Origin of the sequence: Pseudomonas bharatica CSV86 (assembly GCF_000319305.2) — a bacterium.
In the GTDB taxonomy this organism is placed as follows: Bacteria; Pseudomonadota; Gammaproteobacteria; order Pseudomonadales; family Pseudomonadaceae; genus Aquipseudomonas; species Aquipseudomonas bharatica.
The window spans coordinates 570,407-595,224 of sequence record NZ_AMWJ02000001.1; the positions used below are offsets into that span (position 1 = coordinate 570,407).

A 24,818-nucleotide genomic window follows, 5' to 3' on the forward strand; every position below is an offset into this window, starting at 1 on the left:
GTACCACAACATTGTTCAAGTGGAGTCGTATCATGAGCAAATCCTGTGGTGGCGCCTGTGGCGGTGATGCAACGTCCGCAGCGGATACCGATATACAGGCCTCCTCCGAGGCGCCAGGGAGATGGGTCAGTGTTTATGCCGTGCCGAAGATGGACTGTCCATCAGAAGAACGAATGATTCGCCTAGCCCTGAACGGCTTTGAGGAGATTCGGGCGCTGTCCTTCGACTTGTCGAACCGCCGGCTGAAGGTCGTGCATGACGGCGAGGTCGAGCCCGTCACCTCGAAACTGAAGACCTTGGGGCTAGGCGCCTCGCTTCAGGAAACCGTCGCTGCAAATCCGGAGACCATCAAGGCCGCCGAGTTTTCGGCAGCTTCTGCTAAGCAAGAATCCGGGACCCTGCGCTGGTTGCTCGGCATCAATGCACTTCTGTTCGTGGTGGAAATGACTGCCGGTCTGATCGCCCGGTCCACCGGCCTGATTGGAGAATCCCTGGACAATTTTGCCGATGCGGCGGTGTACGGGCTTGCCCTTTATGCGGTTGGACATAGCGTGAAAATGCAGGTACGTGCCGCGCATCTTGCTGGTGTACTGCAACTGATCTTGGCTGTGGGCGTGCTCGTAGAGGTGGTGAGACGCTTTGTATTCGGTAGTGAGCCTGAATCGCTGGTGATGATGGCTATCGCATTCGTCGCATTGATTGCCAATACCAGTTGTCTGCTGCTCATATCCAAACATCGGGAAGGCGGGGCGCACATGAAGGCAAGCTGGATATTCTCGGCCAACGACGTGGTGATCAACCTGGGGGTCATCACCGCCGGCGCCCTGGTCGCGTGGACCGGTTCCAATTATCCGGATCTGATTATCGGCACCATCGCGGGGGGCATTGTACTTAACGGTGCCAGACGCATTTTGGCGTTGAAGGGTTAAATAATGCTCATTATTGGCAAAAAGCTCTCGCCGTATGCCCTATTGTCCATATCGGGCCTGCTGGCAGCGTCTGATCAGGCTGTAAAGTGGCTGGTGCAGCAATCAATGGCCTATGGCGAGTATGTTTCGGTGACCCCGTTCTTTAACTGGGTGCACCTATGGAACACCGGTGCCGCATTCAGTCTTTTTGCGAATGGTGGAGGCTGGCAGCGCTACTTTTTTATCGGAATCGCGGTAGTGGTCTCGATTTTTCTGATCAAGCTGATCCTTGAAAATCGTCATAAAGGAGAAGCCATCGCTTACAGTCTTATCCTCGGTGGCGCCATGGGCAACCTGATTGACCGGGTCTTTCGCGGCTATGTTGTGGATTCCTTTGATTTCTATTGGCGAGACTGGCATTGGCCGGCCTTCAACCTGGCTGATATTGCAATTGTCCTCGGTGCCTTACTTTTCGTTTCCAGCAGCTTGTTGGGTAAAAAAGCAAACACCAATGCCGAGTCGGATGGATCTGACTGACACCTACGCCTATACAACACCATGACCGAACTTCCCGACAACATCCTTCACCTGCCGCAATACCAAGTACTGGGCTGCAAATCAACCGACGACGAAATGCACTTCCAGGTGGACGTGCCCGATCCCATCGCCTGCGAGGAATGCGGCGTGCAGGGTGAGTTCGTACGGTTCGGCAAGCGTGACGTTCCCTATCGTGATCTGCCCATCCACGGCAAGCGGGTCACTCTCTGGGTGGTCCGCCGCCGATACACCTGCCGGGCCTGCAAGACAACATTCAGGCCCCAGCTACCGGAGATGGTGGACGGATTCCGTATGACACTGCGGCTGCATGAGTACGTGGAGAAGGAATCCTTCAACCACCCCTACACCTTTGTGGCGGCACAGACCGGCCTGGACGAGAAGACGGTGCGCGACATCTTCAACGCCCGCGCCGAGTTCCTGGGGCGCTGGCACCGCTTCGAGACGCCCCGCATCCTGGGCATTGACGAGCTATACCTGAACAAGCGCTACCGCTGCATTCTGACCAACATTGAGGAGCGAACCCTGCTCGACCTGCTGGCCACCCGCCGCCAGGACGTGGTGACCAACTACCTGATGAAGCTGAAAGACCGGCAGAAGGTCGAGATCGTCAGCATGGACATGTGGAACCCCTACCGGGCAGCGGTCAAGGCTGTGCTGCCCCAGGCCCGTATCGTGGTCGATAAGTTCCATGTGGTGCGCATGGCCAACGATGCCCTAGAGAGAGTGCGCAAGGGCCTCAGAAAGGAGCTGAAACCGTCCAGAGCCGGACTCTCAAGGGAGACCGGAAAATCCTGCTGAAACGCGCTCACGAAGTCTCAGACCGGGAGCGCCTCATCATGGAGACCTGGACAGGCGCGTTCCCGCAACTGCTGGCCGCCTACGAGCACAAGGAGCGCTTCTACGGCATCTGGGACGCCACCACACGGCTCCAGGCAGAAGCCGCCCTGGACGAGTGGATAGCCACCATCCCGAAGGGCCAAAAGGAAGTCTGGAGCGATCTGGTCAGGGCAGTGGGAAACTGGCGCGAAGAGACCATGACCTACTTCGAGACGGACATGCCCGTCACCAACGCTTACACGGAGTCCATCAACCGACTGGCCAAGGACAAGAACCGTGAAGGGCGCGGTTACTCCTTCGAGGTGATGCGGGCACGAATGCTCTACACCACGAAGCACAAGAAGAAGGCACCGACTGCGAAGGTCTCTCCTTTCTACAAGAAAACCATCGGTTACGGACTGCCGGACTTCGCAGAGGAACTCAACTACGGAGTCGATCTATCAACCATCTGAGGGTGGTATCAGATTGATGGGGTGAAGGTGCCCCATCAACCATTAAATCCGTATACCCCTTTCGCAGATCGACGGCTTGACCTACCCGCAGATCGCCAACCAGCTCGGCGTATCGTTGATCACCGTCAAACGCCATATGCGCGAGGCGTTTATCGCCTGCCTAAGCGTCGGCTGATGAATCCCGATATCGACCCGCTGATCCTAGGTGAAGCCGCTGACTGGCTGGTGCAACTGCAGTCCGGTGCTGCGACGGAAGCCGATCGCCGCGCGATCCAGCTGTGGTGCAAGCGCAGCCCGCAGCATGCATTGGCCTGGCAACGTGCCGAAGCCCTGCTCGGTGACTTGCATGCGTTACCCGGCAGTCTTGCCAGTGACACCTTTCGGCGCCTGCACCACAGCAAGCGCGTCGGCCGCCGCCAGGCCCTGCACCGTCTTGGTCTGTTCCTGCTGGCTGGTCCCGCATTGTGGATGGCGTATCGCGAGCTTCCCTGGCAGCAGTGGAGCGCTGATCAGCGCACCGCCATTGGTGAGCAGAAGTCCCTCGTCCTCCCGGACGGCACGCAACTGCTGATCAATACCGGCAGCGCCGTGAACATCGCCTTCAACGCCCGTGAGCGACGGATCAAGCTGCTGGAAGGTGAACTTCTGATCAGCACCGCCAAGGACCCGACCCGTTCCCTTGTTCTCGAAACCCGTCACGGCACCGCCCGGGCCCTCGGCACACGGTTCAGCGTTCGGATCGAAGGGCAGCAGAGTCATGTGTTCGTCACCGAAGGCGCCGTGGAAATGCGCCCGGCCCAGGCAAGTGGGGCACTGATCCTGAACGCGGGTGAACAAGGCAGTTTCGGCCGCGAAACCCTCAGCCCGGCCCAGCCCCTGGACACGGCAGCGCTGAGCTGGGAGCACGGCATGCTGCTCGCGCGCACTATGCGCCTCGACGATCTGCTCGCCGAGCTTGGCCGCTATCGCCGCGGGGTGCTGCGTTGCCATGGCGACGTCGCCGCCCTGACGGTATCCGGCGCCTTCCCTGTGAAAGATACCGATGCCAGCCTGCGCCTGCTCCAGGACACCCTGCCGATCCGCATCAACAGCCTGACCCATTACTGGGTTGCGATCGAACCCCGCTGAAAAAAATCACACGCTGCCTGATACCTTTTTCCAGCCCCTTCGGTGAGGAAGTGAATCCTCACTTTCCTCTTTGCCGACAGGAGCTTCGCATGACGTCCAGGCTGTTGCAGTCCGTTTCCCGAGTCAGTCCTCCGCGTATTGTCTTGAAGACGTTGAGCCTGGCTATCGCCCTCGCAGCCCTGGTTCCGCCGCACAGTGTCAACGCCGCCGAAGCGCTGCCGAACAGCGTTGGCCGCAGCTATAGCATCGGGCCCGGAGCCTTGGGGATGTACTGGCCCGGTTCGCCGTGATTTCCGGCGTGCCGCTGTCCTTCGATGCGAAGCTGCTCAATGATCGGCATAGCCCTGGTCTGCAAGGCAGCTACAGCGTCGAGGGCGGCTTCGCCCAACTTCTGCAGGGTAGTGGCTACGTGTTGCAGGGCCTGGGCAGTAATGGCTACACCCTGGCCCCGACCGCCAGCGGCGATGTGTTGCAACTGGGCGCCACCAATGTCAATGCTACAGGTGACTTCGCTGACGATACCTATGCCGGCGGCCAGGTCGCACGCAGTGCCCATCTCGGTGTGCTGGGCAACCGATCGCTCACCGACGTGCCTTTCAGCGTTGTCAGCTACACCGCCAAGGCCATCGCCGACCAGCAAGCCCGTACCGTTGGCGATGTCCTGCTCAACGATGCCGCCGTGCGCCAGTCGGCGGGTTTCGGCAACTTTTCCCAGGTTTTCACCATCCGCGGCCTGCCGCTGCAAAGCGACGATATCGCCTTCAACGGCCTGTACGGTGTTCTGCCTCGGCAGATCATCAACACCGAGGCGGTGGAAAGGGTGGAGTTGTTCAAGGGGCCCAATGCCTTCATCAACGGCGTCGCCCCGCAAGGCAGCGGTATCGGCGGCAGCGTCAACCTGGTGCCCAAGCGCGCCGGAGACACTCCGACACGTAGCGTGACCCTGGACTACACCAGCGACGCCCAGGTTGGCGGCCACCTCGATCTTGGCCAGCGTTTCGGCGAAGACAACCGCTTCGGCGCACGGATCAACCTGGCCCAGCGGGGCGGAGAAACGGCCATCGATGATGAGCGCAAGCGCACTTCGCTGATCGCCGTCGGCCTCGACTACCGTGGCGAGCGGCTGCGGCTTTCTACCGATTTCGGTTACCAGAAGCAGCGCATCGACAATGGTCGCGCCGTGGTCTACCCCAATGGCACCAAGGTGCCCCATGCACCCTCGGCGAAGAGCAACTACGCCCAGGACTGGAGCTGGTCCGAGCTGGAAGACACCTACGGCATGCTCAACGGCGAGTACGACCTTAACGACAACTGGACCGCCTACGCCGGTATCGGTGCCAAGCACACCCGAGAGAACGGTATTTATTCTTCGTTGTATGTGGGCAACGACGGTAGCGGTCGCACGGGCTTTCTCTATCCGCCCCATGACGAGGACAACAAGAGTGCCGTCGCCGGCCTGGATGGTCGGTTCGACACCGGCCCCGTCAGCCACCGGATGAACCTGGGCCTGTCCGGCATGTGGGGCGAGCAGCGTTCGGCGTATGAGGCGATCCTGGTCGCGAACCGACCGGTGGGCAACCTGTACCAGCCGATCCAGGTGCCGCGGCCGACCAACACCTATTTCGGCAGCGATATCCACGACCCGCGTGTCGTCGGCAAGAACCGCATCAAGAGTGTCGCGCTGTCCGATACCTTCGGTTTTATCGACGATCGTGTGTTGCTCACCCTTGGCGTACGTCGCCAGACCCTTGAAGTCGACGCCTGGAACACTGCCAGCGGTGCGCGCACCAGCAACTACGACGAGTCCATCACCACACCGGTCTATGGCCTGGTGATCAAGCCCTGGGAGCACGTGTCCTTCTATGCCAACCGAATCGAAGGCCTGGCCCAGGGGCCGACCGCTCCGCTGACCAACGTCACCAACCCTGGTGAAGTCTTCCCGCCCAAGCGCAGCAAGCAGACCGAGGCCGGGGTCAAGCTGGACTGGGACAGTTTCGGTGCGACCCTGGGTGTTTACCGCATCGAGCAGCCGAACAATTCCACCAGCTACACCCCCGGCGTAGCCCTCGGCACCTTCAATGTCGATGGCGAGCAGATCAACAAAGGGGTCGAACTGAACGTCTTCGGCGAGCCACTCGACGGCCTGCGGGTGCTGGCCGGTGCCACCTGGATGGACACCGAGCAGAAGAACACGGCCAATGGCGCCACCGACGGTAATCGCGCTGCCGGTGTGCCGCGCTTCCAGTTCAACCTTGGGGGCGAATGGGATGTGCCGGGCATCCAGGGCGCTGCCATCAACGGGCGCCTGCTGCGCACCGGGGGTGAATACTTGAACGCGGCCAACACCTTGAGCATTCCGGCCTGGACGCGAATCGACCTCGGCGCGCGGTATGGCTTCAAGGCCGACGATAAATACATCACCCTGCGCGCCAATGTGGAGAATGTGGCGAACAAGGCGTACTGGGCCTCGGCCTCGACGGCGAACAACTACCTGACCCAAGGGGAGCCGCGCACCCTGAAGCTTTCCGCCACCGTGGATTTCTAAGCGTCCTTTCGGCGCAGCCTTGTTTCACCGATCGCCAGCTCCCGTCCACCGGTGGAGATTGGCGATCGGCGCCCGCCGCTTCGCTTTTATTTACATATCTTCCAATCGCCGTCCCCGGCCCTCTGCTTTACTTCTCCGCGCAGCTCGCGCCGTTCGTCGATTTCCGGATCGACCAGAAGGAACTTTCCATGTGCCTGCCTTGGTTTCGCTTGCCAAGAAGGAAATGGCTATTGAATTCATATAATTAATAAATTTTTCCCATGCGGCGTGCAGTCTTAAAGTTCCACCATTGTCGGCCGCGTCACCAAGGGCCGGTCTGCTGAGGAAAAAGGAGAAAGCAGCAATGTCGAACCAAGGTAAGTGCCCGTTCCACAACACATCCGGCGGTGGTACCAGCAATCGTGACTGGTGGCCGAATCAGTTGCGCGTGGACCTGCTCAACCAGCACTCGGATCGTTCGAACCCGCTCGGGGAGAAATTCAACTACCGCGAGGAATTCAAGAAGCTCGATTATTCCGCGCTCAAGGCCGATCTGAAAAAGCTCCTGACCGACTCCCAGGACTGGTGGCCTGCCGACTGGGGCAGCTACGGCGGCCTGTTCATCCGCATGGCCTGGCACAGCGCCGGCACCTACCGCACCGTGGACGGCCGTGGTGGCGCCGGTCGTGGCCAGCAACGCTTCGCTCCGCTCAACTCCTGGCCCGACAACGTCAGCCTGGACAAGGCACGCCGCCTGCTGTGGCCGATCAAGCAGAAGTACGGGCAGAAGATCTCCTGGGCCGACCTGATGATCCTCGCCGGCAACGTCGCGCTGGAAGCCTCGGGCTTCCGTACTTTCGGTTTCGGTGCCGGTCGTGAAGACGTCTGGGAGCCGGACTACGACGTGAACTGGGGCGACGAGAAAGCCTGGCTGACCCACCGCGATCCGGAAACCCTGGCCAAGAACCCGCTGTCGGCCACTGAAATGGGCCTGATCTACGTGAACCCCGAAGGCCCGAACGCCAGTGGCGACCCGGCTTCGGCGGCGGCGGCGATCCGCGCCACCTTCGGCAACATGGCCATGGACGACGAGGAAATCGTCGCCTTGATCGCTGGCGGTCACACCCTCGGCAAGACCCACGGTGCCTCTGCAGCCAGCCATGTGGGTGTCGATCCGGAAGCCGGTGGTATCGAATCCCAGGGCCTGGGCTGGGCCAGCGCCTACGAAAGCGGCGTCGGTGCCCATGCCATCACCTCCGGCCTGGAAGTGATCTGGTCGCAGACGCCGACCCAGTGGAGCAACAACTTCTTCGAAAACCTGTTCAAGTTCGAATGGACCCAGACGCGCAGTCCGGCGGGTGCCATCCAGTTCGAAGCGCTGGACGCACCGGAGATCATGCCCGATCCGTTCGATCCATCGAAAAAGCGTCGTCCGACCATGCTGGTGACCGACCTGACCCTGCGTTTCGATCCGGGCTTCGAGAAGATCTCCCGTCGCTTCCTCAACGACCCGCAGGCATTCAGCGAAGCCTTCGCCCGCGCCTGGTTCAAGCTGACCCACCGTGACATGGGGCCGGTGGCGCGCTACCTCGGTCCGGAAGTGCCGCGTGAAGAGTTGATCTGGCAGGACCCGTTGCCCCGCCCTGTACACAACCCGAGCGCGGCGGATATCGCCGACCTCAAGGCGAAAATCGCCCAGGCCGGCCTGTCGGTGGGCGAACTGGTTTCGGTGGCCTGGGCCTCGGCCTCGACCTTCCGCGGTGGCGACAAGCGTGGCGGCGCCAACGGGGCGCGCCTGGCCCTGGCGCCGCAAAAGGACTGGGCGGTGAACGAGATCGCCGTCGGCACCCTGGAGCGCCTCAAGGCGGTGCAGCAGGCGTCGGGCAAGGCATCGCTGGCCGATGTCATCGTGCTGGCCGGTGTGGTCGGTATCGAGCAGGCGGCGCAGGCGGCCGGCGTCAACGTCCAGGTGCCGTTCGCACCGGGTCGCGTCGATGCGCGCCAGGACCAGACCGACGTCGAGTCGTTCGAATACCTCGAACCGCTGGCCGACGGCTTCCGTAACTACCGCCGCAGCACAAGTGCGGCCACCACCGAATCGCTGCTGATCGACCGCGCGCAACTGCTGACGCTCACTGCGCCGGAACTGACCGCGCTGGTAGGCGGCATGCGGGTCCTGGGTACCAATTTCGATGGTAGCCGGCATGGTGTCTTTACCGATCGTGTCGGCGCGTTGAGCAACGACTTCTTCGTCAACCTGCTGGACATGAATACCGTCTGGAAAGCGGCGGATGACAGCAACGAAGTCTTCGAAGGCCGTGACCGCAAGAGCGGCGAAGTGAAATACACCGCCACCCGCAACGACCTGGTGTTCGGTTCCAACTCGATCCTGCGGGCCTACGCCGAGGTCTACGCCAGCAGCGACGCCAAGGAGAAGTTCGCCCGGGACTTCGTCGCGGCCTGGACCAAGGTCATGAACCTGGACCGTTTCGACCTCGCCTGAGGTGATTTGCCGAAGTAAAGGAGGGCCCGGTGAAGTTCTGCTTCACCGGGCCTTTTTTCGCCCGTGCTTCCGGCTACAATGCCGCCCCCTCGATCCCCTTTGCATACCCAGGTGCCCATGTCCGGCAATGCTCTCTACACCGACCTGTCGGGCTACTACGACCTGATGTGCGCGAATATCGACTACCGCGCGCAAAGCCACTGCGTGCAGCGCCTGCAGCAGTTGTTCGGCAACGGCGGCAAGCGCCACCTCGACCTTGCCTGCGGCACCGGTCCGCATGTCCGCCACTTCATCGATGCAGGTCATCAAAGTGCCGGGCTGGATATCAACCAGCCGATGCTCGACAAGGCGGCGTTGCGCTGCCCCGAGGCGCATTTCTCGCTGGGCGACATGTGCGGCTTCACTGTGGCCGAGCCGGTGGACCTGATCACCTGCTTCCTGTATTCGGTGCATTACAGCGGCTCTGTTGAACGGCTCAAGGCATGCATCGCCAGCGTGCACGCCGCGCTGGAGGAGGGCGGGGTGTTCTGTTTCAACAGCGTGGACCGGCGGCGGATCGACAATGGCTCGTTCGTCTCCCACACCGCGACCCTGGATGATGCCCGCTTCACCTTCCGCTCGGCCTGGAATTACCCGGGCGAGGGCGAGCGGCAGGCCTTGCGGCTGAGCATCGAGCGCACGCTGGCGGGGCAGACCCAGGTCTGGCATGACGAGCACCCGATGGTGGCGGTGAGCTTCGACGAGTTGCAGGAACTGCTGGAGCCGTATTTCGAGGTGCATGTGCTGGAGCATGACTACGAAAAGCTGGTGCCGTGGGATGGGCTTTCCGGGAATGGGTTGTTCGCCTGCGTAAAGCGCTGATATCTGCGTTATGACATTGCGGTGGCTTTATCGAAGGGGCATGTAGATATATCAGTCAGTTCCTCAAGGATCTCCAGATGGCCTCGATCACTCGTTACCTCAATTACCACCTCAAGGCTTGTGCCAGCCGCGAACCGGAAGGAATGGCTGAGGACGGTCAACCGCCTTTCACCAAGGATGAAGAGAAGCAATTGCTCGCCAAGACCCGACACAGACTCGCTGCCCCACAGCGAATCAAAGTTGATCTAAAGGATCTGTAAAACACCTAGCCTTCCAGGCTGCACTGCTGCATAGAAGCAGTTCTACAGCACAACGAGGCCCCTGTGGGAGCTGGCTTGCCAGCGATGAGCATGGGTATCTACACATCTCTCGCTCAGGCTCGGATGGTGGGTCAACGCAGGATCTGTAGGAGCGTGGCTTGCCCGCGAAGGGCCGCATAGCGGCCCCAAATCCTGCCACGCGGAGCATCTGGGCTACTGAATTCGAGCAGGCGCTGAATCCAGAAAACTATTCACCAGCCAGTTCGTGCTGGATGGCTTTGGGGCCGCTGTGCGGCCCTTCGCGGCGGTTCGGCGGTCCGACAAGCCACGCTCCTGAACCGCGTCAGCTATCAATCCGAGTTGTGTAGATAACCATGCAGCGATTGCGGTAGTGGGCCCAGCACCGTAATCGCTGGCAAGCCAGCCCCACAGGGGCCGCGCAATGCCTTCACTTGATAGCTGACCTCAAAACCGCAAAACCCGCCCCACCCACCCGCGCCGCCGAGCTTCCTGCGGCTCTGGCCCGACCTCATCCAGCACCACCGGCATATCCCGCAACCTCACCCAAGGCTCGCTCTGCCAATACAACAAACTCACCACTCGCTCACCACCTCAGCGCATCTGCCCCAACCTCGGCCCATCATCCCCGACCGTTTCCTGCCCATCCCGCAACACCGCCACCACCTCATGGGTCAGCCAGTGCCGCAACGAGCGGTTTTCCGGCACATAGTGATGCGCCAGCAACGTATAGGCCCCGGACTCACTGACCATCAGCGCCTCCACTTCCCGGCCATAGCGCAGCAGCTTCAGCGTGCGCCACTGATCCGGATCGAGCCGGCCGATACAGCGCTCATCCACGAAGCGGCCCATCAGACGGCCGAGTTCGCGGGCGCAGAACCAGGCCTGGGATTCGAGCCAGAGGGTGTGGAGAGGGCGGTTGTGGCGGATGAAGAGGGTTGGCTCGTGGAGGTCAGTCATGGCTGGCCTCCGAATTGGGAGATCTCATTGATGAGCCTAACTGCGGCTGCGAAAGGCCATTCAGACGGGCGTCTACGAGCATTTCAGAAACCTCTGTGTGGTAGCAGCTTTCTTAGGGCTGGGTGTCGGGAGTTAAGAAACCCCACACAGAGGGCCGGACGTATTCCCCTCACGGGTCTTGTATTAGCCCACTCCCGACATAACAGAGTGATTTCGCGCGCAGGAGTAAACCACAGGCACAAAAAAGCCGCATCTGTCGGGAGCGGGTGGACCGCTGTGTGGAAGCGTTTCTTAGGCGCCGCTAGCCAAATTAGAAGGCAACAGCTTCGTAGTCAATGGAACATGGCGTAGGAAAAATCTGAAATTTTGAAATGTTACTCAGGCGGTAGCGGAGAAACGGCTAATTGACACATGAAGCCAGGCGGTATTAGGTCTGTCGTGACCATTAATTTGTACCCAGCTCAGTCGTTCAAGGATAGGCAAAACGTAGTTGATCACTCGTGTGCGGCCGTTTTGTCCTCGTGCAACCCTGCATAATCCATCGGGAAATTGATTGCTTGAGCCGATTCGGATTGGTGTGTCTTCGGTTGCGTTACTTCGATGGAGGTGGATCACTGTCCGGATAAAAGCCTCAACCGGCAAGGGTATACGTGCGCCGCCTTCGGTCTGGACAGTTATGCTTTCAGCACTTCGTTCGCGAAGGGTGAATCGACGTGAGCGCTGATTGTCAGGTGTACGATATTCCGAGCCTGATTCGAGGGCCATAAGCTGTGGGATCAAGATAGGTCGCAATAGCTCAGGAGTCATACAATTTCCTAGGGTGGTGAGCTTTTGACGGGCGTCGGCGGATGCTGAAAATAATAGTCTAGGTACGGATTTTATACTTAGAGGTCGAATTTTTAAGCATCATTTACTCATAAGATTTACTGCATCTTCTATGAGGTGTCTTGGATAGAAGTCATCCATTGGGACTACGCTGTTCAGGTTTTTTCTAAAAGCTATCTGTTTTTCTAAAGCGAGCTTCGAGCACATTCCTCGTAAGTAGGCGAGGTTGATATTCAACCCTTTTTCTTTGCAATAGTCGTCCACTGTTAGGGTTGGAATGTCTTGGCTTTCAGATGATATAGACTCGATCCTTTGGTCTATAGCATTTATCTTCTGCTCTGTTTTATCTAAGCGTTGGTCTGTTCTCTCGAATCTTAAGCGGGTCTCAGTTTCCAAACGCTCTCGCTCGGCAATTTCACGGACTAATAGATTTGTGTTTTGGGCTAATGCTTGTGCAATGGCCATTATTTCGGAATTGCTTTGTGCCGGAGGAGGGTATGTTCCATGCTTCCGAATTGAAGGAAGAACTTCGTGGAATATCCAGCGCTGAAATTTTTTGCTTGCTGGAGTGCTATCGCTTGAGATTATTCGATACAAGCCGGGTTCTGTTATGAAGGTTTCTGTCCTTGCATTTTTTTCTGGCCCCGTCGGAAGTTGCCTGCATTCATCTTTGTCGAGGAGTTGCTGTTGCGCGTTTACAAGAGCGCCAAGCCCAGCTTTAGGCGAGTCATTAAGAGAAGAGTTTCCTCTGGCTAGAGTTAGAACAACATCTTCCAACGAGATGAACAGCTCTTTGTCAATATAAAAGCTGCGAATTTTCGAGCTTCCATGTTCCGCAACGTAATCTAGGAGAAGAAGTGTCTGCATAGATTCATTCCATAAAAAACCCGCGCAAGCGGGGTCTTTTTATCCGTTCGAGATGAAAACGGTTATAGCATGGCCCTGTGCTACTATCAATCCCAGCTCAACGCCCCACCCGTCTGATACTCGATCACTCGCGTCTCGAAGAAGTTCTTCTCCTTCTTCAAGTCCATGATCTCGCTCATCCACGGGAACGGGTTGGTAGTGCCTGGATATTCTTCCTTCAGGCCAATCTGCGACAGGCGACGGTTGGCGATGAACTTGAGGTAGTCCTCCATCATCGCGGCGTTCATGCCCAGCACGCCGCGTGGCATGGTGTCGCGTGCGTATTCGATTTCCAGCTGGGTGCCCTGCAGGATCATCTGCGAGGCTTCTTCCTTCATTTCGGCATCCCACAGGTGCGGGTTTTCGATCTTGATCTGGTTGATCACGTCGATACCGAAGTTCAGGTGCATGGATTCGTCACGCAGGATGTACTGGAACTGCTCGGCAACGCCGGTCATCTTGTTGCGACGGCCCATGGAGAGGATTTGGGTGAAGCCGCAGTAGAAGAAGATGCCTTCCAGGACGCAGTAGTAGGCGATCAGGTTGCGCAGCAGTTCCTTGTCGGTCTCGACGGTGCCGGTCTTGAATTCCGGGTCGGAGATCGAGCGGGTGTAGCGCAGGCCCCAGGCGGCCTTTTTCGCGACCGACGGGATCTCGTGGTACATGTTGAAGATCTCGCCTTCATCCATGCCCAGCGACTCGATGCAGTACTGGTAGGCGTGGGTGTGGATCGCTTCCTCGAAGGCCTGGCGCAGGATGTACTGGCGGCATTCGGGGTTGGTGATCAGGCGGTATACGGCCAGCGCAAGGTTGTTGGCAACCAGGGAGTCGGCGGTGGAGAAGAAGCCGAGGTTGCGCATGACGATGCGACGCTCGTCGTCGGTCAGGCCTTCCGGGCTTTTCCACAGGGCGATGTCCGCGGTCATGTTGACCTCTTGCGGCATCCAGTGGTTGGCGCAGCCGTCGAGGTATTTCTGCCAGGCCCAGTCGTACTTGAACGGGACCAGTTGGTTGAGGTCGGCGCGGCAGTTGATCATGCGCTTTTCATCGACCGCGACACGGGCAGCGGAGCCTTCCAGCTCGGCCAGGCCTTCGGCGATGTCCAGTTCGTCCAGCGCAGCCTTGGCGCGGACCACCGCAGCCGAGTCGTTGGCGGTGACGGCGCGGGCTTCGAGGGCGGCAGCGCCACCGGCGCTGTCCAGCTTGTCGATGCCGGCAGCAGCGGAGTGGCCGGCAGCGCCGGTCTTGGCGACGGCTTCGCCGTCTTCTTTGTCGAATTCGTCCCAGCTCAGCATGGTGGGGTCTCCTGCTTGAGGGCCATGTTCAAAGTATGGCCGGTGGATCTTGGTTGCGTTGCTTGCGTCGGGGTACAGCAGTGCACGCAAAATCTGAGTGCCGAAGCGCAGGCTTCGGTTTTGTTGTTTCTGGCCCAGGCAACGAGGCGCCCCGCAGGACGCCTCGATTCACCTTACTGGCAGGCCTCGCAGTCCGGCTCGTCGATGGCGCAGGCCTTCGGCACTGGCGCTGGAGCCGGTTCTGCCGCCGGTGCGGCCTTGGCCTGGACCGGTGCGCTGCTGTCGCCACCACTGGACACGGCGTTGAGCTTGCCGGTGGTGATGGTCGACTTCTCGGTGCTGGTCGCGGCCAGGGCACGGAGGTAGTAGGTGGTCTTCAGGCCACGGTACCAGGCCATGCGATAGGTCACGTCGAGCTTCTTGCCCGAAGCGCCGGCGATGTACAGGTTCAGCGACTGTGCCTGGTCGATCCACTTCTGGCGGCGGCTGGCGGCGTCGACGATCCACTTGGTTTCCACTTCGAAGGCAGTGGCGTACAGATCCTTCAGCTCTTGCGGGATACGCTCGATCTGCTGCACGGAACCGTCGTAGTACTTCAGGTCGTTGATCATGACCGAGTCCCACAGGCCGCGGGCCTTGAGGTCGCGAACCAGGTACGGGTTGATCACGGTGAATTCGCCGGACAGGTTCGACTTCACGTACAGGTTCTGGTAGGTCGGCTCGATGGACTGCGATACGCCGGTGATGTTGGCGATGGTCGCGGTCGGCGCGATGGCCATGATGTTCGAGTTGCGGATACCTTTCTGCACGCGCTCGCGGACCGGTGCCCAGTCCAGGGTCTCGTCCAGGTTGACGTCGATGTACTTGGCGCCACGGGCTTCGATCAGGATCTGTTGCGAATCCAGCGGCAGGATGCCCTTGGACCACAGCGAACCCTGGAAGGTCTCGTAGGCGCCGCGCTCGTCGGCCAGGTCACAGGACGCCTGGATGGCGAAGTAGCTCACTGCTTCCATGGAACGGTCGGCGAACTCGACGGCCGCGTCGGAACCGTAGGCGATGTGCTGCAGGTACAGTGCATCCTGGAAGCCCATGATGCCCAGGCCGACCGGACGGTGCTTGAGGTTCGAGTTGCGAGCCTGCGGCACGGAGTAGTAGTTGATGTCGATCACGTTATCCAGCATGCGCACGGCGGTGTGCACGGTGCGTTGCAGCTTGGCGTGGTCGAGCTTGCCGTCGACGATGTGGTTCGGCAGGTTGATCGAGCCCAGGTTGCAGACCGCGATCTCGTCCTTGTTGGTGTTCAGGGTGATCTCGGTGCACAGGTTCGAGCTGTGGACCACGCCCACGTGCTGCTGCGGGCTGCGCAGGTTGCACGGGTCCTTGAAGGTCAGCCATGGGTGGCCGGTCTCGAACAGCATCGAGAGCATCTTGCGCCACAGGTCCTTGGCCTGGATGGTCTTGAACACCTTGATCTTGTTGTACTCGGTCAGGGCTTCGTAGTACTCGTAGCGCTCTTCGAAGGCCTTGCCGGTCAGGTCGTGCAGGTCCGGCACTTCCGATGGCGAGAACAGGGTCCACTTGCCGTCTTCGAAGACGCGCTTCATGAACAGGTCAGGGATCCAGTTGGCAGTGTTCATGTCGTGGGTACGACGACGATCGTCACCGGTGTTCTTGCGCAGCTCGATGAATTCTTCGATATCGAGGTGCCAGGTTTCCAGGTAGGCGCAGACCGCGCCCTTGCGCTTGCCGCCCTGGTTGACCGCGACGGCGGTGTCGTTGACCACTTTCAGGAACGGCACGACGCCTTGCGATTTGCCGTTGGTGCCCTTGATGTAGGAGCCCAGCGCGCGCACCGGAGTCCAGTCGTTGCCCAGGCCACCGGCGAATTTCGACAGCATGGCGTTGTCGTGGATCGCGTGGTAGATGCCCGACAGGTCGTCCGGAACGGTGGTCAGGTAGCAGCTCGACAGCTGTGGACGCAGGGTACCGGCGTTGAACAGGGTCGGGGTCGAGGCCATGTAGTCGAAGGACGACAGCAGGTTGTAGAACTCGATCGCACGGGCTTCACGGTCTTTCTCGCCGAGGGCCAGGCCCATGGCGACGCGCATGAAGAAAACCTGCGGCAGCTCGAAGCGCACGCCGTCCTTGTGGATGAAGTAGCGGTCGTAGAGGGTCTGCAGGCCGAGGTAGGTGAACTGCTGGTCGCGCTCGTGGTTGATCGCCTGGCCGATGCGCTCCAGGTCGAAGCTGGCCAGGGCCGGGTCGAGCAGTTCGTATTCCACGCCCTTGGCGATGTAGGCCGGCAGTGCCTTGGCATACAGGTCGGCCATCTCGTGGTGGGTGGCGCTCTCGGCGACCTCGAGGAAGCCCAGCGCTTCGGCGCGCAGGGTGTCCATCAGCAGGCGGGCGGTGACAAAGGAGTAGTTCGGCTCGCGCTCGACCAGGGTACGGGCGGTCATCACCAGGGCGGTGTTGACGTCCTTGATGGCCACGCCGTCGTAGAGGTTCTTCAGGGTTTCGCGCTGGATCAGGTCGCCATCGACTTCGGCCAGGCCTTCGCAGGCTTCGGAAATGATGGTGTTCAGGCGGTTCATGTCCAGTGGCGCGAGGCTGCCGTCGGCCAGGGTGATGCGGATGCTCGGGTGCGGCTGCACCACGGCGTCGCTGCTGCCACGGGTGGCACGCTCGCGGGCGCGCTGTTCGCGGTAGATCACGTAGTCGCGGGCGACTTTCTGCTCGCCGGCACGCATCAGGGCCAGTTCGACCTGGTCCTGGATTTCTTCGATGTGGATGGTGCCGCCGGACGGCATGCGGCGCTTGAAGGTGGCAGTGACCTGCTCGGTCAGGCGCGCGACGGTGTCGTGGATGCGCGACGAGGCGGCAGCGGTGCCGCCTTCAACTGCGAGGAACGCTTTGGTGATGGCAACGGTGATCTTGTCGTCGGTGTAGGGAACGACAGTGCCGTTGCGCTTGATCACGCGCAGTTGGCCGGGGGCGGTCGCTGCCAGATCCTGGGTCGAATCGGCGGCCTGCGGCGCCTTGGCCTGCGGGTTCTCGCGAGTTGTGTCGGTGTGCATGGGTGTCTCCACGTTCTCTATGTTTATACAGGCGCCGGATAGGCACCCACCGTTCCATCCAAAGGTCCGACAGGCATCTGCCGCAGGCGTGGCTCGAAAGCACTCGCGCCGCGACAGGGCGTGTACCCGACTTCGGGACGGATCAGGAAAAAGGGGCATTCGCATGCCGCTCCCTGGCCGAAGTCAAAAGTCTTGGGTCGCCGACCCAAAATCTGTTGCTGTGCGGATGCGCGGCACTGGCCGGCGCCATCCATACCCGGAACAAGGCCCCCTCAGGGCTTGCAACGGTCGCCTCCGCAGGAGCGGTTTGGCTGCTGAAATCACCTAAAGTTCAAGCAAAAAAACAGCCACTGAAAGGCTTGAGTTCGATGCTTGACTTGTGCTTGGGATTTTGATGAAAACCCAAGATGTAGTGTTTTGCTGTGAATGAGATACAAGATAATGCGGTATCGGCCCTATTGCAAGGCGACGATCTGTGGATAACTTGTGTGTAGTTTGTGAGTGAAACTGGACAAAACGCTGTAGGCCGCGTCCTATCGGGAGAAGACCGCCTGTCATCCTTTTTTCATGTAGGAAAAGGCGACAGAGGATTTGTTGCGGGCGCGAACCCTATCACAAAAAGCACCCTCCACAGCGATCGCTGGCAGGCAAATTGCGTGCCCATGGCAAGCGGTTGGCAGTGCCCGGGGTGCCACGTAGTATCCGCTGCCGATGTTGCCTTTTGGCGACAGGATTCCAATAACAACGAAACGCAGGAGTGGGGCCGTGGAGCAGCGAAGCTGTCAGGTATTGATCGTCGAGGATGACCAGCGTCTTGCCGAGCTGACCCGCGAATACCTTCAGGCCAACGGTTTCAGCGTCGAGGTCGAGGGCGACGGGGCCAAGGCCGCCGCGCGCATCATCAACCAGCAGCCGGACCTGGTGATCCTCGACCTGATGCTTCCCGGCGAAGACGGCCTGAGCATCTGCCGCAAGGTGCGCCAGCGCTATCCGGGGCCGATCCTCATGCTCACCGCGCGCAGCGATGACCTCGACCAGGTCCAGGGCCTCGACCTTGGCGCCGACGACTATGTGTGCAAGCCGGTGCGCCCGCGCCTGCTGCTGGCGCGGATCAACGCCCTGTTGCGCCGGGCCGAGCCGCCTGCGGTCGAAGAACAGTTGCGCAGCGTACAGTTCGGCCCGCTGCGGGTCGATAACACCTTGCGCGAAGCCTGGCTGGGCGATGCCGTCATCGAGCTGACCGGCGCCGAATTCGACCTGCTCTGGCTGCTGATCAGCAACGCCGGGCGCATTCTTTCCCGGGAAGAGATCTTCACTTCCCTGCGCGGCGTCGGCTACGACGGCCAGGACCGTTCCATCGACGTCCGTATCTCGCGCATCCGTCCGAAGATCGGCGACGACCCGATCCATCCACGGATGATCAAGACCATCCGCAGCAAGGGCTACCTGTTCGTGCGCGAGGCCGCCGAGACGCTGGATCGCAACCCATGAACTCGATCTTCCTGCGCATCTACGGCGGAATGCTCGCCGTGCTGGTGCTGGTGGCGGTCCTCGGTACCCTCAGCCTGCACCTGCTGAACGAAGTGCGCGCCGGACAGTACCGCGAGCGCCTGGCCCACGGCACCTTCACTCTGATGGCTGACAACCTGGCACGGATGAACGGCGTCGAGCGTACCCGTGCCCTGGCCCTGTGGGAGCGCCTGCTGGGGATTCCGCTGGCCGTGCAGACCAGCGCCGATGCCAATCTCGACGGTAGCCAGCGCACCCGCCTGCAGCGCGGCCAGGTGCTGGTGGAGCATCTTGGTCCGCACCAGGCCCGGGTGGTCAGCCAGCTCAAGGGCCGTGACCTGGTGCTGACCGGCGAGGTGCAGCAGATCAGCGAGCAACTGGCCCGGGCCACCATCTACCTGCTGGTGGACGAACTGGTGCGCTACCCGGTGGCCGAGCAGGCCCGGCGTCTGGCAGAACTGAAAGAGAGCAAGGGCTTCGGGTTCGACCTGCGCCTGCTGGCGCAAGGCAACGCGGATATGGATGACGACCAGCGTCGCCGGGTCGAGGAGGGCGATACGGTGATGGCCCTGGGCAAGGACGGCGATTCGATCCGGGTTTTCGCCGGGATCGCCGGTACGCCCTGGGTCCTGGAAATCGGCCCGTTGTACCAGATGAACCCTTATCCGCCGCAACTGCTGGTGCTGATCGCCGTGCTCGGGTTGAGCCTGATCGGCCTGGTGGTCTACCTGCTGGTGCGCCAACTGGAACGGCGCCTGTCGCAGGTCGAAGTGGCCGCTACCCAGATCGCCCAGGGCAGCCTGGACACCCGGGTGGTCGCCGAAGGTGCCGATTCGGTGGGGCGCCTGGCCGAGGCTTTCAATGGCATGGCCGAACACCTGCAACGCTCGCTGACCATCCAGCGCGAGCTGGTGCGTGCCGTTTCCCATGAGCTGCGCACCCCCGTGGCGCGGCTGCGCTTCGGCCTGGAAATGATCGCCAGTGCCAGTACCGAGCAGGCCCGGGACAAGCACCTGGCCGGGATGGACAGCGATATCCAGGACCTCGACAAGCTGGTGGACGAGATGCTCATGTACGCCCGCCTCGAGCAGGGTGCGCCAGCCCTGCATTTCCAACGGGTCGACCTCGATGCGTTGCTCGATCAGGTGATTGCAGAGCTGGCCCCGCTGCGGCGTGAGGTGCGGGTGCTGCGTGGTGCCTCACAGGGCAGCGGCGAGGGCGCCTGGGTGGAGGCCGAACCGCGCTACCTGCACCGGGCCCTGCAGAACCTGGTGAGCAATGCCATGCGCCACGCCGAGGCGCAGGTCGTCCTCAGTTATCAACTGGGCCTGCAGCGCTGCCGCATCGATGTCGAGGACGACGGCCCGGGCGTGCCGGAAAGTGCCTGGGACCGGATCTTCACCCCCTTCACCCGGCTCGACGACAGCCGCACCCGGTCCTCTGGCGGGCATGGCCTGGGCCTGTCGATCGTCCGGCGAATCATCTACTGGCACAACGGTCGGGCCCTGGTGGGCCAGAGCCAGCGGCTTGGCGGCGCCTGTTTCAGCCTGAGCTGGCCGCGAGAGCAGCCGGGGCCGGGCGGAGAATGAAGATCAGACCGCGATCAGGCTGAGTACCTGGTCGCCCATGCGGCAGAACTGGCCATGCACTTCGCGGCCGTGGTGCCAGTGCTCGGACAGGTCGGTGAGCAGGCGCAGGCGGGCGGCGCCGTCGTCGGACCATTCCAGCACTTCGGCGTGTTCGAAGTAGAAGCGCTTGAGCACCAGCGGATAGAGGGCCTTGAACAGGCTTTCCTTGAGCGAGAAGGTCAGGGTCACGCCCAGGCTCTGGCGGGCCGGGTCGAGACGCTGGAGTTCGGCTTCGGTGAGGATTTCCTTCGCCAGGCGTGCGGCGCGCTCGTTGTCGAGCAGGGTCTCCTGGTCGAGGCCGAGGCCCTGGCAGTCCTTCTTGTGGGCGACCACGGCGGCGGCCCAACCCTTGCCATGGGTAATGGAGCCGGTGATATCGGCGGGCCAGATCGGCGCGCGGTCGTCGCCGGTGGGCGGCACGTAAAGACGCCCATCCAGATGCTGCAGGGCGGCGCGGGCGCAGGCCCGGCCGGCCAGGTACTCGGCCTGGCGCTTGGCGACCGAGCGCTGCAGGGCGGGCGTCTGTTCGATCGCGGCGCGCTGGAAGTCGTCGGCGCGCAGGGCGGCCGGGTCGAAGGTGCAACTGACCAGTTGCGCGCCGGGGACCGGGCGGGGCAGGGGCCAGTGGTGCTGGAGGGGGAGCAGCAGGCGGGGAGTCGGTTCATGGCGGGTATTGTGCCGTGGGCCATGCTGGCTGGATAGGCCGATACCTAACCCTGTGGGAGCTGGCTTGCCAGCGATGAGGCCATCATTGACAACATCTGTGTCTGGTCGGGCGCTATCGCTGGCAAGCCAGCTCCCACAGGGGGGTGGCTAAGATCGGGGTCGCTCAGAAGATCTTCTTGAAGAACGCCTGCAGATCCGCCCACGAACTTTCGTCCGCCGCCTTGTTGTAGCCGATGTCCGGCCCGCCATGTTCGCCATGGCTCAAGCGATCGGCATCCGGATTGGTAAATCCGTGCTTGGCCCCCTGGATGCTGACGAACTCATAGGTCGCGCCGGCTGCGTCCATTTCCTTCTTGAAGTCCAGCACCTGCTCCGGGGTGACCATGCTGTCCGCCGCGCCATGTTCCACCAGGATCCTGGTTTTCACGCTACCGGGCGTCGCTGGCGTGCTGGTCACCAGCGCACCGTGGAAACTCGCCACGCCGGACAGCGATTCCCCGCGCCGTGCTGCGTCCAGCACCACCTTGCCGCCGAAGCAATAGCCGATGGCAGCGATCCGCGCCTTGTCGGTTTGCGGTTGCAGCTTGAGCAGTTCGACACCTGCATCGAAACGCCTGGCCGCCGCCGCCGGGTCCTTGAGCGCCGCCTGCATGAAGCCCATGGCATCCGCCGGGTGCTCGGTGTTCTTGCCGTCGCCATACATATCGATGGCCAGTGCGCTGTAGCCCAGGGCGGCGAGGTCGCGGGCGCGGCGCTTGGCGTAGTCGTTCAGCCCCCACCATTCGTGCACCACCACCACGCCCGGTACCGGGCCTTTCACCGCATCGTCGTAGGCGTAATAGCCGACCAGGCGCTTGCCGTCGGCGTCCTGATAAGGAATCTCGCGGGTCTGCACGGCAGCCTGGGCCAGCCCGGCGGCGCCCAGCAGGGCGGCAGCAAGCAATAAACGCATGATCGGTACTCCTGTTCTCTGAATCATGGATAAGCGAAACATCGATGACGTTCAGCCCCGGTTCAGGCGGGGTTCAGCCGCGGTTCAGGGCCGGGTTCCTACTCTAGCCTCCACACCTCAACCGCGCATCACCCTGGAGAACATCATCATGAAAAGCCTAAATACCCTGCTGGCCGCACTGACCGTCCTCGGCGCGAGCATGAGCGTCCAGGCCGACGATACCTTCGCCGGCCTCACCTATGGCCAGACCAGCGACAAGGTCCGCAAGTCCAGCGGCCTGGAGCAGAACCTCGGCAACCAGAACACCGATGGCATCATCGGCAAGGACGATACCTGGGGCGTGCGCCTCGGCCGGATCAACGACGACGGTCGCTACTATGCCACCTACGACAACGTTTCAGGCACCCACAACGGCCTTAAATTGCGTCAGGAGAATCTGCTCGGCAGCTACGATCTGTTCTACCCGCTGGGTAGCAGCACCAAGCTGTTCGGCGGCGCCAGCGCCGGCCTCACCAAGCTGACCCAGGACTCTCCGGGCGCCAGCCGCGACAGCGATATCGGTTATGCCGTCGGCCTGCAGGGCGGCGTGCTCCAGCAGGTCAGCGATAACGCCTCGGTGGAGCTGGGCTACCGTTACCTGCGCAGCAACGCCAGTACCGACCTGGGCGAGCGCGGCGAGAGCAAGCAAGGGGCACTGCGCCTGACCAGCAGTGCGCAGACCTACCTCTCGGCCAACTACAGGTTCTGAGCCCATGTTGCCTGAGCCGGCCCCATCGAGCGGGGCCGGTTCGCTGTTATGCTGCGTAACGCATTGCCAAGGGAGAAACCGATGAAATTGCTGGTGGTCGAGGACGAAGCGCTGCTGCGCCACCACCTCCAGACCCGCTTGACCGAGAGCGGCCATGTGGTCGAAGCCGTGGCCGACGCCGAAGAGGCGTTGTACCAGGCCGGGGAGTTCAACCATGACCTGGCCATCGTCGACCTCGGCCTGCCGGGGATGAGCGGCCTGGAGCTGATCGGCCGCCTGCGCGCCCTCGACAAGACCTTCCCGATCCTGATCCTGACCGCCCGCGGCAACTGGCAGGACAAGGTCGAGGGTTTGGCGGCCGGGGCCGACGACTACCTGGTCAAGCCGTTCCAGTTCGAAGAGCTGGAGGCCCGCCTCAATGCCTTGTTGCGCCGCTCCAGCGGTTTCACCCAGGCCACCATCGTCGCCGGCCCGCTGCGCCTGGACCTCAACCGCAAGCAGGCGGTGCTGGACGAACAGCCGCTGGCGCTGACCGCCTACGAATACCGCATCCTTGAATACCTGATGCGCCATCACCAGCAGGTGGTCGCCAAGGAGCGGCTGATGGAACAGCTCTACCCCAACGACGAGGAACGCGACCCCAACGTCATCGAAGTGCTGGTCGGTCGTTTGCGGCGCAAGCTCGAAGGCGATTGCGGCTTCAAGCCGATCGATACCGTGCGGGGCCTGGGCTACCTGTTCACCGAGCGCTGCCGGTGATCCGTTCCCTGCGGGTGCGGCTGATGCTGGCGGCGGCGGTGCTGGCGCTGCTGTTCATGCTGGCGCTGCTGCCGGCGTTGCAAAAAACCTTCAGCCTGGCCTTGCAGGAGTCCATCGAGCAGCGCCTGGCTTCGGACGTGACCACGCTGATTTCCGCCGCCCGGGTGGAAAACAATCGCCTGAGGATGCCGGTACTGCTGCCGGACGAACGCTTCAACCTTCCCGACAGCCGCCTGCTCGGCTACATCTATGACCGCGACGGGCGGCTGGTCTGGCGCTCGCGGGCCACCGCCAACGAAAACATCAACTATCAGCCGCGCTATGACGGGCGTGGCAACGAATTCGCGCGAATCCGTCAGGACGACGGTGAGGAGTTCTTCGTCTACGACGTCGAGGTCAAGCTGCTCGGCGGCAAGAGCGCCGCGTTCAGCATCGTTGCCCTGCAGCCGGTGCGTGAATACCGGCAAACCCTGGATGGCCTGCGGGAAAAGCTCTATCTCGGCTTTGGTGCCGCCCTGCTGGTGCTGATGCTGCTGCTCTGGGCCGGATTGACCTGGGGCCTGCGCTCGCTGCGGCGAATGACCGTGGAGCTGGACGAGATCGAATCCGGCGCCCGTGAAGGGCTCAGTAGCGAGCATCCACGTGAGCTGCTGCGCCTGACCCGTTCCCTCAACCGCCTGCTGCGCAGCGAGCGCGAGCAGCGCGGGCGCTATCGCGACTCGCTCGGCGACCTGGCCCACAGCCTGAAAACCCCGTTGGCGGTATTGCAGGGCGTCAGCGAGGGCATGGCCCAGCGTCCGGCGGACCGCGAGCAGGCGCGGGTGCTGCAAGGCCAGATCGAGCGCATGAGCCAGCAGATCGACTACCAGTTGCAGCGCGCCAGCCTGCGCAAGAGCGGCCTGGTGCGCCACCAGGTGCAACTGCGACCGATGCTCGACAGCCTGTGCGGGACGCTGGCCAAGGTCTACCGCGACAAGCAGGTCGCGGTCGGTTTCGACATGGCCGACGATGCACGGGTGCCGATGGAGCAGGGCGCCTTGATGGAATTGCTCGGCAATCTGCTGGAGAACGCCTGGCGCCTGTGCCTGGGCCAGGTCCGCATCGGCCTGCGCGAGGTCGATGGCGCGCTGGAACTGAGCATCGAGGACGATGGCCCCGGCGTACCGCCGGACCAGCGCGAGCGCATCCTCCAGCGTGGCGAACGGCTCGACCGCCAGTACCCGGGGCAGGGTATCGGGCTGGCTGTGGCCAAGGACATCATCGATAGCTACGACGCGCGCCTGACCCTTGGGGACTCCTCCCTCGGCGGCGCCGCCTTCCGTATCCGCTTCACTTCCGACTGACGGCGGGCGGATATCCGCCAACCTGGCCTGGCGAAATTCCGCCCCGGGCGGAAATCCGCCAACTCATGCCCATCGCGTGCCACCTGTTTGTGCGAGAAAGT

General features: G+C 61.7%; 15 protein-coding genes and 5 pseudogenes. 14 read left to right on the forward strand and 6 right to left on the reverse strand.

Features of this window, described 5'->3' with window-relative positions; genetic code table 11:
- Positions 1-32: 32 nt before the first annotated feature.
- The 9 genes and pseudogenes from CSV86_RS02645 to CSV86_RS02685 all read left to right on the forward strand — a co-directional run bounded on the left by CSV86_RS02645 (position 33) and on the right by CSV86_RS02685 (position 10,031).
- Positions 33-929, forward strand: coding sequence for a cation efflux transmembrane domain-containing protein (locus CSV86_RS02645; protein WP_004364974.1), 897 nt, complete (start codon positions 33-35; stop codon positions 927-929).
- Between the two features lie 3 nt (positions 930-932).
- The gene (lspA, locus tag CSV86_RS02650; protein WP_003821921.1) at positions 933-1,445 is read left to right on the forward strand and encodes a signal peptidase II; all 513 of its coding nucleotides are present in this window, start codon (positions 933-935) and stop codon (positions 1,443-1,445) included.
- A gap of 21 nt (positions 1,446-1,466) precedes the next feature.
- Positions 1,467-2,755 (forward strand): annotated as a pseudogene (locus CSV86_RS02655) (ISL3-like element ISPpu12 family transposase).
- 58 nt (positions 2,756-2,813) lie between these two features.
- Positions 2,814-2,930, forward strand: a pseudogene (locus tag CSV86_RS02660) (sigma factor-like helix-turn-helix DNA-binding protein); the annotation flags it as partial.
- Entirely contained in the window at positions 2,930-3,883 is a 954-nt protein-coding gene (locus tag CSV86_RS02665; protein WP_009397137.1) for a FecR domain-containing protein, read from the forward strand. The pseudogene CSV86_RS02660 and the gene CSV86_RS02665, both read left to right, overlap by 1 nt.
- Positions 3,884-3,972: 89 nt before the next feature.
- Positions 3,973-6,428 (forward strand): annotated as a pseudogene (locus CSV86_RS02670) (TonB-dependent siderophore receptor).
- Positions 6,429-6,771: 343 nt separating this feature from the next.
- Positions 6,772-8,910: a catalase/peroxidase HPI gene (katG, locus tag CSV86_RS02675; RefSeq protein ID WP_009397135.1), complete on the forward strand. Its 2,139-nt coding sequence runs from the start codon at positions 6,772-6,774 to the stop codon at positions 8,908-8,910.
- Positions 8,911-9,027: 117 nt separating this feature from the next.
- Positions 9,028-9,771 carry a class I SAM-dependent DNA methyltransferase gene (locus CSV86_RS02680; RefSeq protein ID WP_009397134.1) on the forward strand — a complete coding sequence of 248 codons (744 nt, stop codon included), beginning with the start codon at positions 9,028-9,030 and terminating at the stop codon, positions 9,769-9,771.
- Positions 9,772-9,848: 77 nt separating this feature from the next.
- Complete coding sequence (locus CSV86_RS02685) at positions 9,849-10,031, forward strand: hypothetical protein (protein WP_009397133.1); 183 nt, start codon at positions 9,849-9,851, stop codon at positions 10,029-10,031.
- A gap of 465 nt (positions 10,032-10,496) precedes the next feature.
- Here CSV86_RS02685 and CSV86_RS02690 read toward each other — a convergent pair.
- The 4 genes and pseudogenes from CSV86_RS02690 to CSV86_RS02705 all read right to left on the reverse strand — a co-directional run bounded on the left by CSV86_RS02690 (position 10,497) and on the right by CSV86_RS02705 (position 17,112).
- Positions 10,497-11,009: pseudogene (locus CSV86_RS02690) on the reverse strand (BRO-N domain-containing protein).
- A gap of 906 nt (positions 11,010-11,915) precedes the next feature.
- Positions 11,916-12,701 (reverse strand): BRO-N domain-containing protein, encoded by a 786-nt coding sequence (locus CSV86_RS02695; protein ID WP_080604743.1) that lies wholly within the window; start codon positions 12,699-12,701, stop codon positions 11,916-11,918.
- A gap of 86 nt (positions 12,702-12,787) precedes the next feature.
- Positions 12,788-14,035 (reverse strand): ribonucleotide-diphosphate reductase subunit beta, encoded by a 1,248-nt coding sequence (locus CSV86_RS02700; RefSeq protein WP_009398010.1) that lies wholly within the window; start codon positions 14,033-14,035, stop codon positions 12,788-12,790.
- Between the two features lie 173 nt (positions 14,036-14,208).
- Entirely contained in the window at positions 14,209-17,112 is a 2,904-nt protein-coding gene (locus tag CSV86_RS02705) for a ribonucleoside-diphosphate reductase subunit alpha (protein WP_009398008.1), read from the reverse strand.
- Positions 17,113-17,877: 765 nt separating this feature from the next.
- Between CSV86_RS02705 and CSV86_RS02710 the strand changes: the two genes are divergently transcribed.
- Positions 17,878-18,603 carry a response regulator gene (locus CSV86_RS02710; RefSeq protein WP_009398006.1) on the forward strand — a complete coding sequence of 242 codons (726 nt, stop codon included), beginning with the start codon at positions 17,878-17,880 and terminating at the stop codon, positions 18,601-18,603.
- Positions 18,600-20,210 (forward strand): ATP-binding protein, encoded by a 1,611-nt coding sequence (locus CSV86_RS02715; RefSeq protein WP_009398004.1) that lies wholly within the window; start codon positions 18,600-18,602, stop codon positions 20,208-20,210. Before CSV86_RS02710 ends, CSV86_RS02715 begins: the two co-directional genes overlap by 4 nt.
- Positions 20,211-20,213: 3 nt before the next feature.
- Here CSV86_RS02715 and CSV86_RS02720 read toward each other — a convergent pair.
- Positions 20,214-20,914 (reverse strand): annotated as a pseudogene (locus CSV86_RS02720) (4'-phosphopantetheinyl transferase family protein).
- Positions 20,915-21,078: 164 nt separating this feature from the next.
- Positions 21,079-21,867: a dienelactone hydrolase family protein gene (locus CSV86_RS02725; protein WP_009398000.1), complete on the reverse strand. Its 789-nt coding sequence runs from the start codon at positions 21,865-21,867 to the stop codon at positions 21,079-21,081.
- 148 nt (positions 21,868-22,015) lie between these two features.
- On the opposite strand from CSV86_RS02725, the gene CSV86_RS02730 reads away from it, so the two are divergent.
- The 3 genes from CSV86_RS02730 to CSV86_RS02740 all read left to right on the forward strand — a co-directional run bounded on the left by CSV86_RS02730 (position 22,016) and on the right by CSV86_RS02740 (position 24,717).
- A complete protein-coding gene (locus CSV86_RS02730) occupies positions 22,016-22,615 on the forward strand; it encodes an outer membrane protein (RefSeq protein ID WP_009397998.1) in 600 nt (199 codons plus the stop codon).
- A gap of 81 nt (positions 22,616-22,696) precedes the next feature.
- Positions 22,697-23,374, forward strand: coding sequence for a response regulator (locus tag CSV86_RS02735; RefSeq protein ID WP_009397996.1), 678 nt, complete (start codon positions 22,697-22,699; stop codon positions 23,372-23,374).
- Positions 23,371-24,717, forward strand: coding sequence for an ATP-binding protein (locus tag CSV86_RS02740; protein ID WP_009397994.1), 1,347 nt, complete (start codon positions 23,371-23,373; stop codon positions 24,715-24,717). Before CSV86_RS02735 ends, CSV86_RS02740 begins: the two co-directional genes overlap by 4 nt.
- Positions 24,718-24,818: the final 101 nt, after the last annotated feature.

What these genes read in the sequence shown, in the direction of transcription:
- CSV86_RS02730 (WP_009397998.1), top strand. Translation starts at nt 22,016, where the DNA reads ATGAAAAGCCTAAATACCCTGCTGGCCGCACTGACCGTCCTCGGCGCG.
- CSV86_RS02645 (WP_004364974.1), top strand. Translation starts at nt 33, where the DNA reads ATGAGCAAATCCTGTGGTGGCGCCTGTGGCGGTGATGCAACGTCCGCA.
- CSV86_RS02705 (WP_009398008.1), bottom strand. Translation starts at nt 17,112, where the DNA reads ATGCACACCGACACAACTCGCGAGAACCCGCAGGCCAAGGCGCCGCAG.
- CSV86_RS02735 (WP_009397996.1), top strand. Translation starts at nt 22,697, where the DNA reads ATGAAATTGCTGGTGGTCGAGGACGAAGCGCTGCTGCGCCACCACCTC.
- CSV86_RS02725 (WP_009398000.1), bottom strand. Translation starts at nt 21,867, where the DNA reads ATGCGTTTATTGCTTGCTGCCGCCCTGCTGGGCGCCGCCGGGCTGGCC.
- katG (WP_009397135.1), top strand. Translation starts at nt 6,772, where the DNA reads ATGTCGAACCAAGGTAAGTGCCCGTTCCACAACACATCCGGCGGTGGT.
- CSV86_RS02700 (WP_009398010.1), bottom strand. Translation starts at nt 14,035, where the DNA reads ATGCTGAGCTGGGACGAATTCGACAAAGAAGACGGCGAAGCCGTCGCC.
- CSV86_RS02715 (WP_009398004.1), top strand. Translation starts at nt 18,600, where the DNA reads ATGAACTCGATCTTCCTGCGCATCTACGGCGGAATGCTCGCCGTGCTG.
- CSV86_RS02685 (WP_009397133.1), top strand. Translation starts at nt 9,849, where the DNA reads ATGGCCTCGATCACTCGTTACCTCAATTACCACCTCAAGGCTTGTGCC.
- lspA (WP_003821921.1), top strand. Translation starts at nt 933, where the DNA reads ATGCTCATTATTGGCAAAAAGCTCTCGCCGTATGCCCTATTGTCCATA.
- CSV86_RS02665 (WP_009397137.1), top strand. Translation starts at nt 2,930, where the DNA reads ATGAATCCCGATATCGACCCGCTGATCCTAGGTGAAGCCGCTGACTGG.
- CSV86_RS02680 (WP_009397134.1), top strand. Translation starts at nt 9,028, where the DNA reads ATGTCCGGCAATGCTCTCTACACCGACCTGTCGGGCTACTACGACCTG.
- CSV86_RS02695 (WP_080604743.1), bottom strand. Translation starts at nt 12,701, where the DNA reads ATGCAGACACTTCTTCTCCTAGATTACGTTGCGGAACATGGAAGCTCG.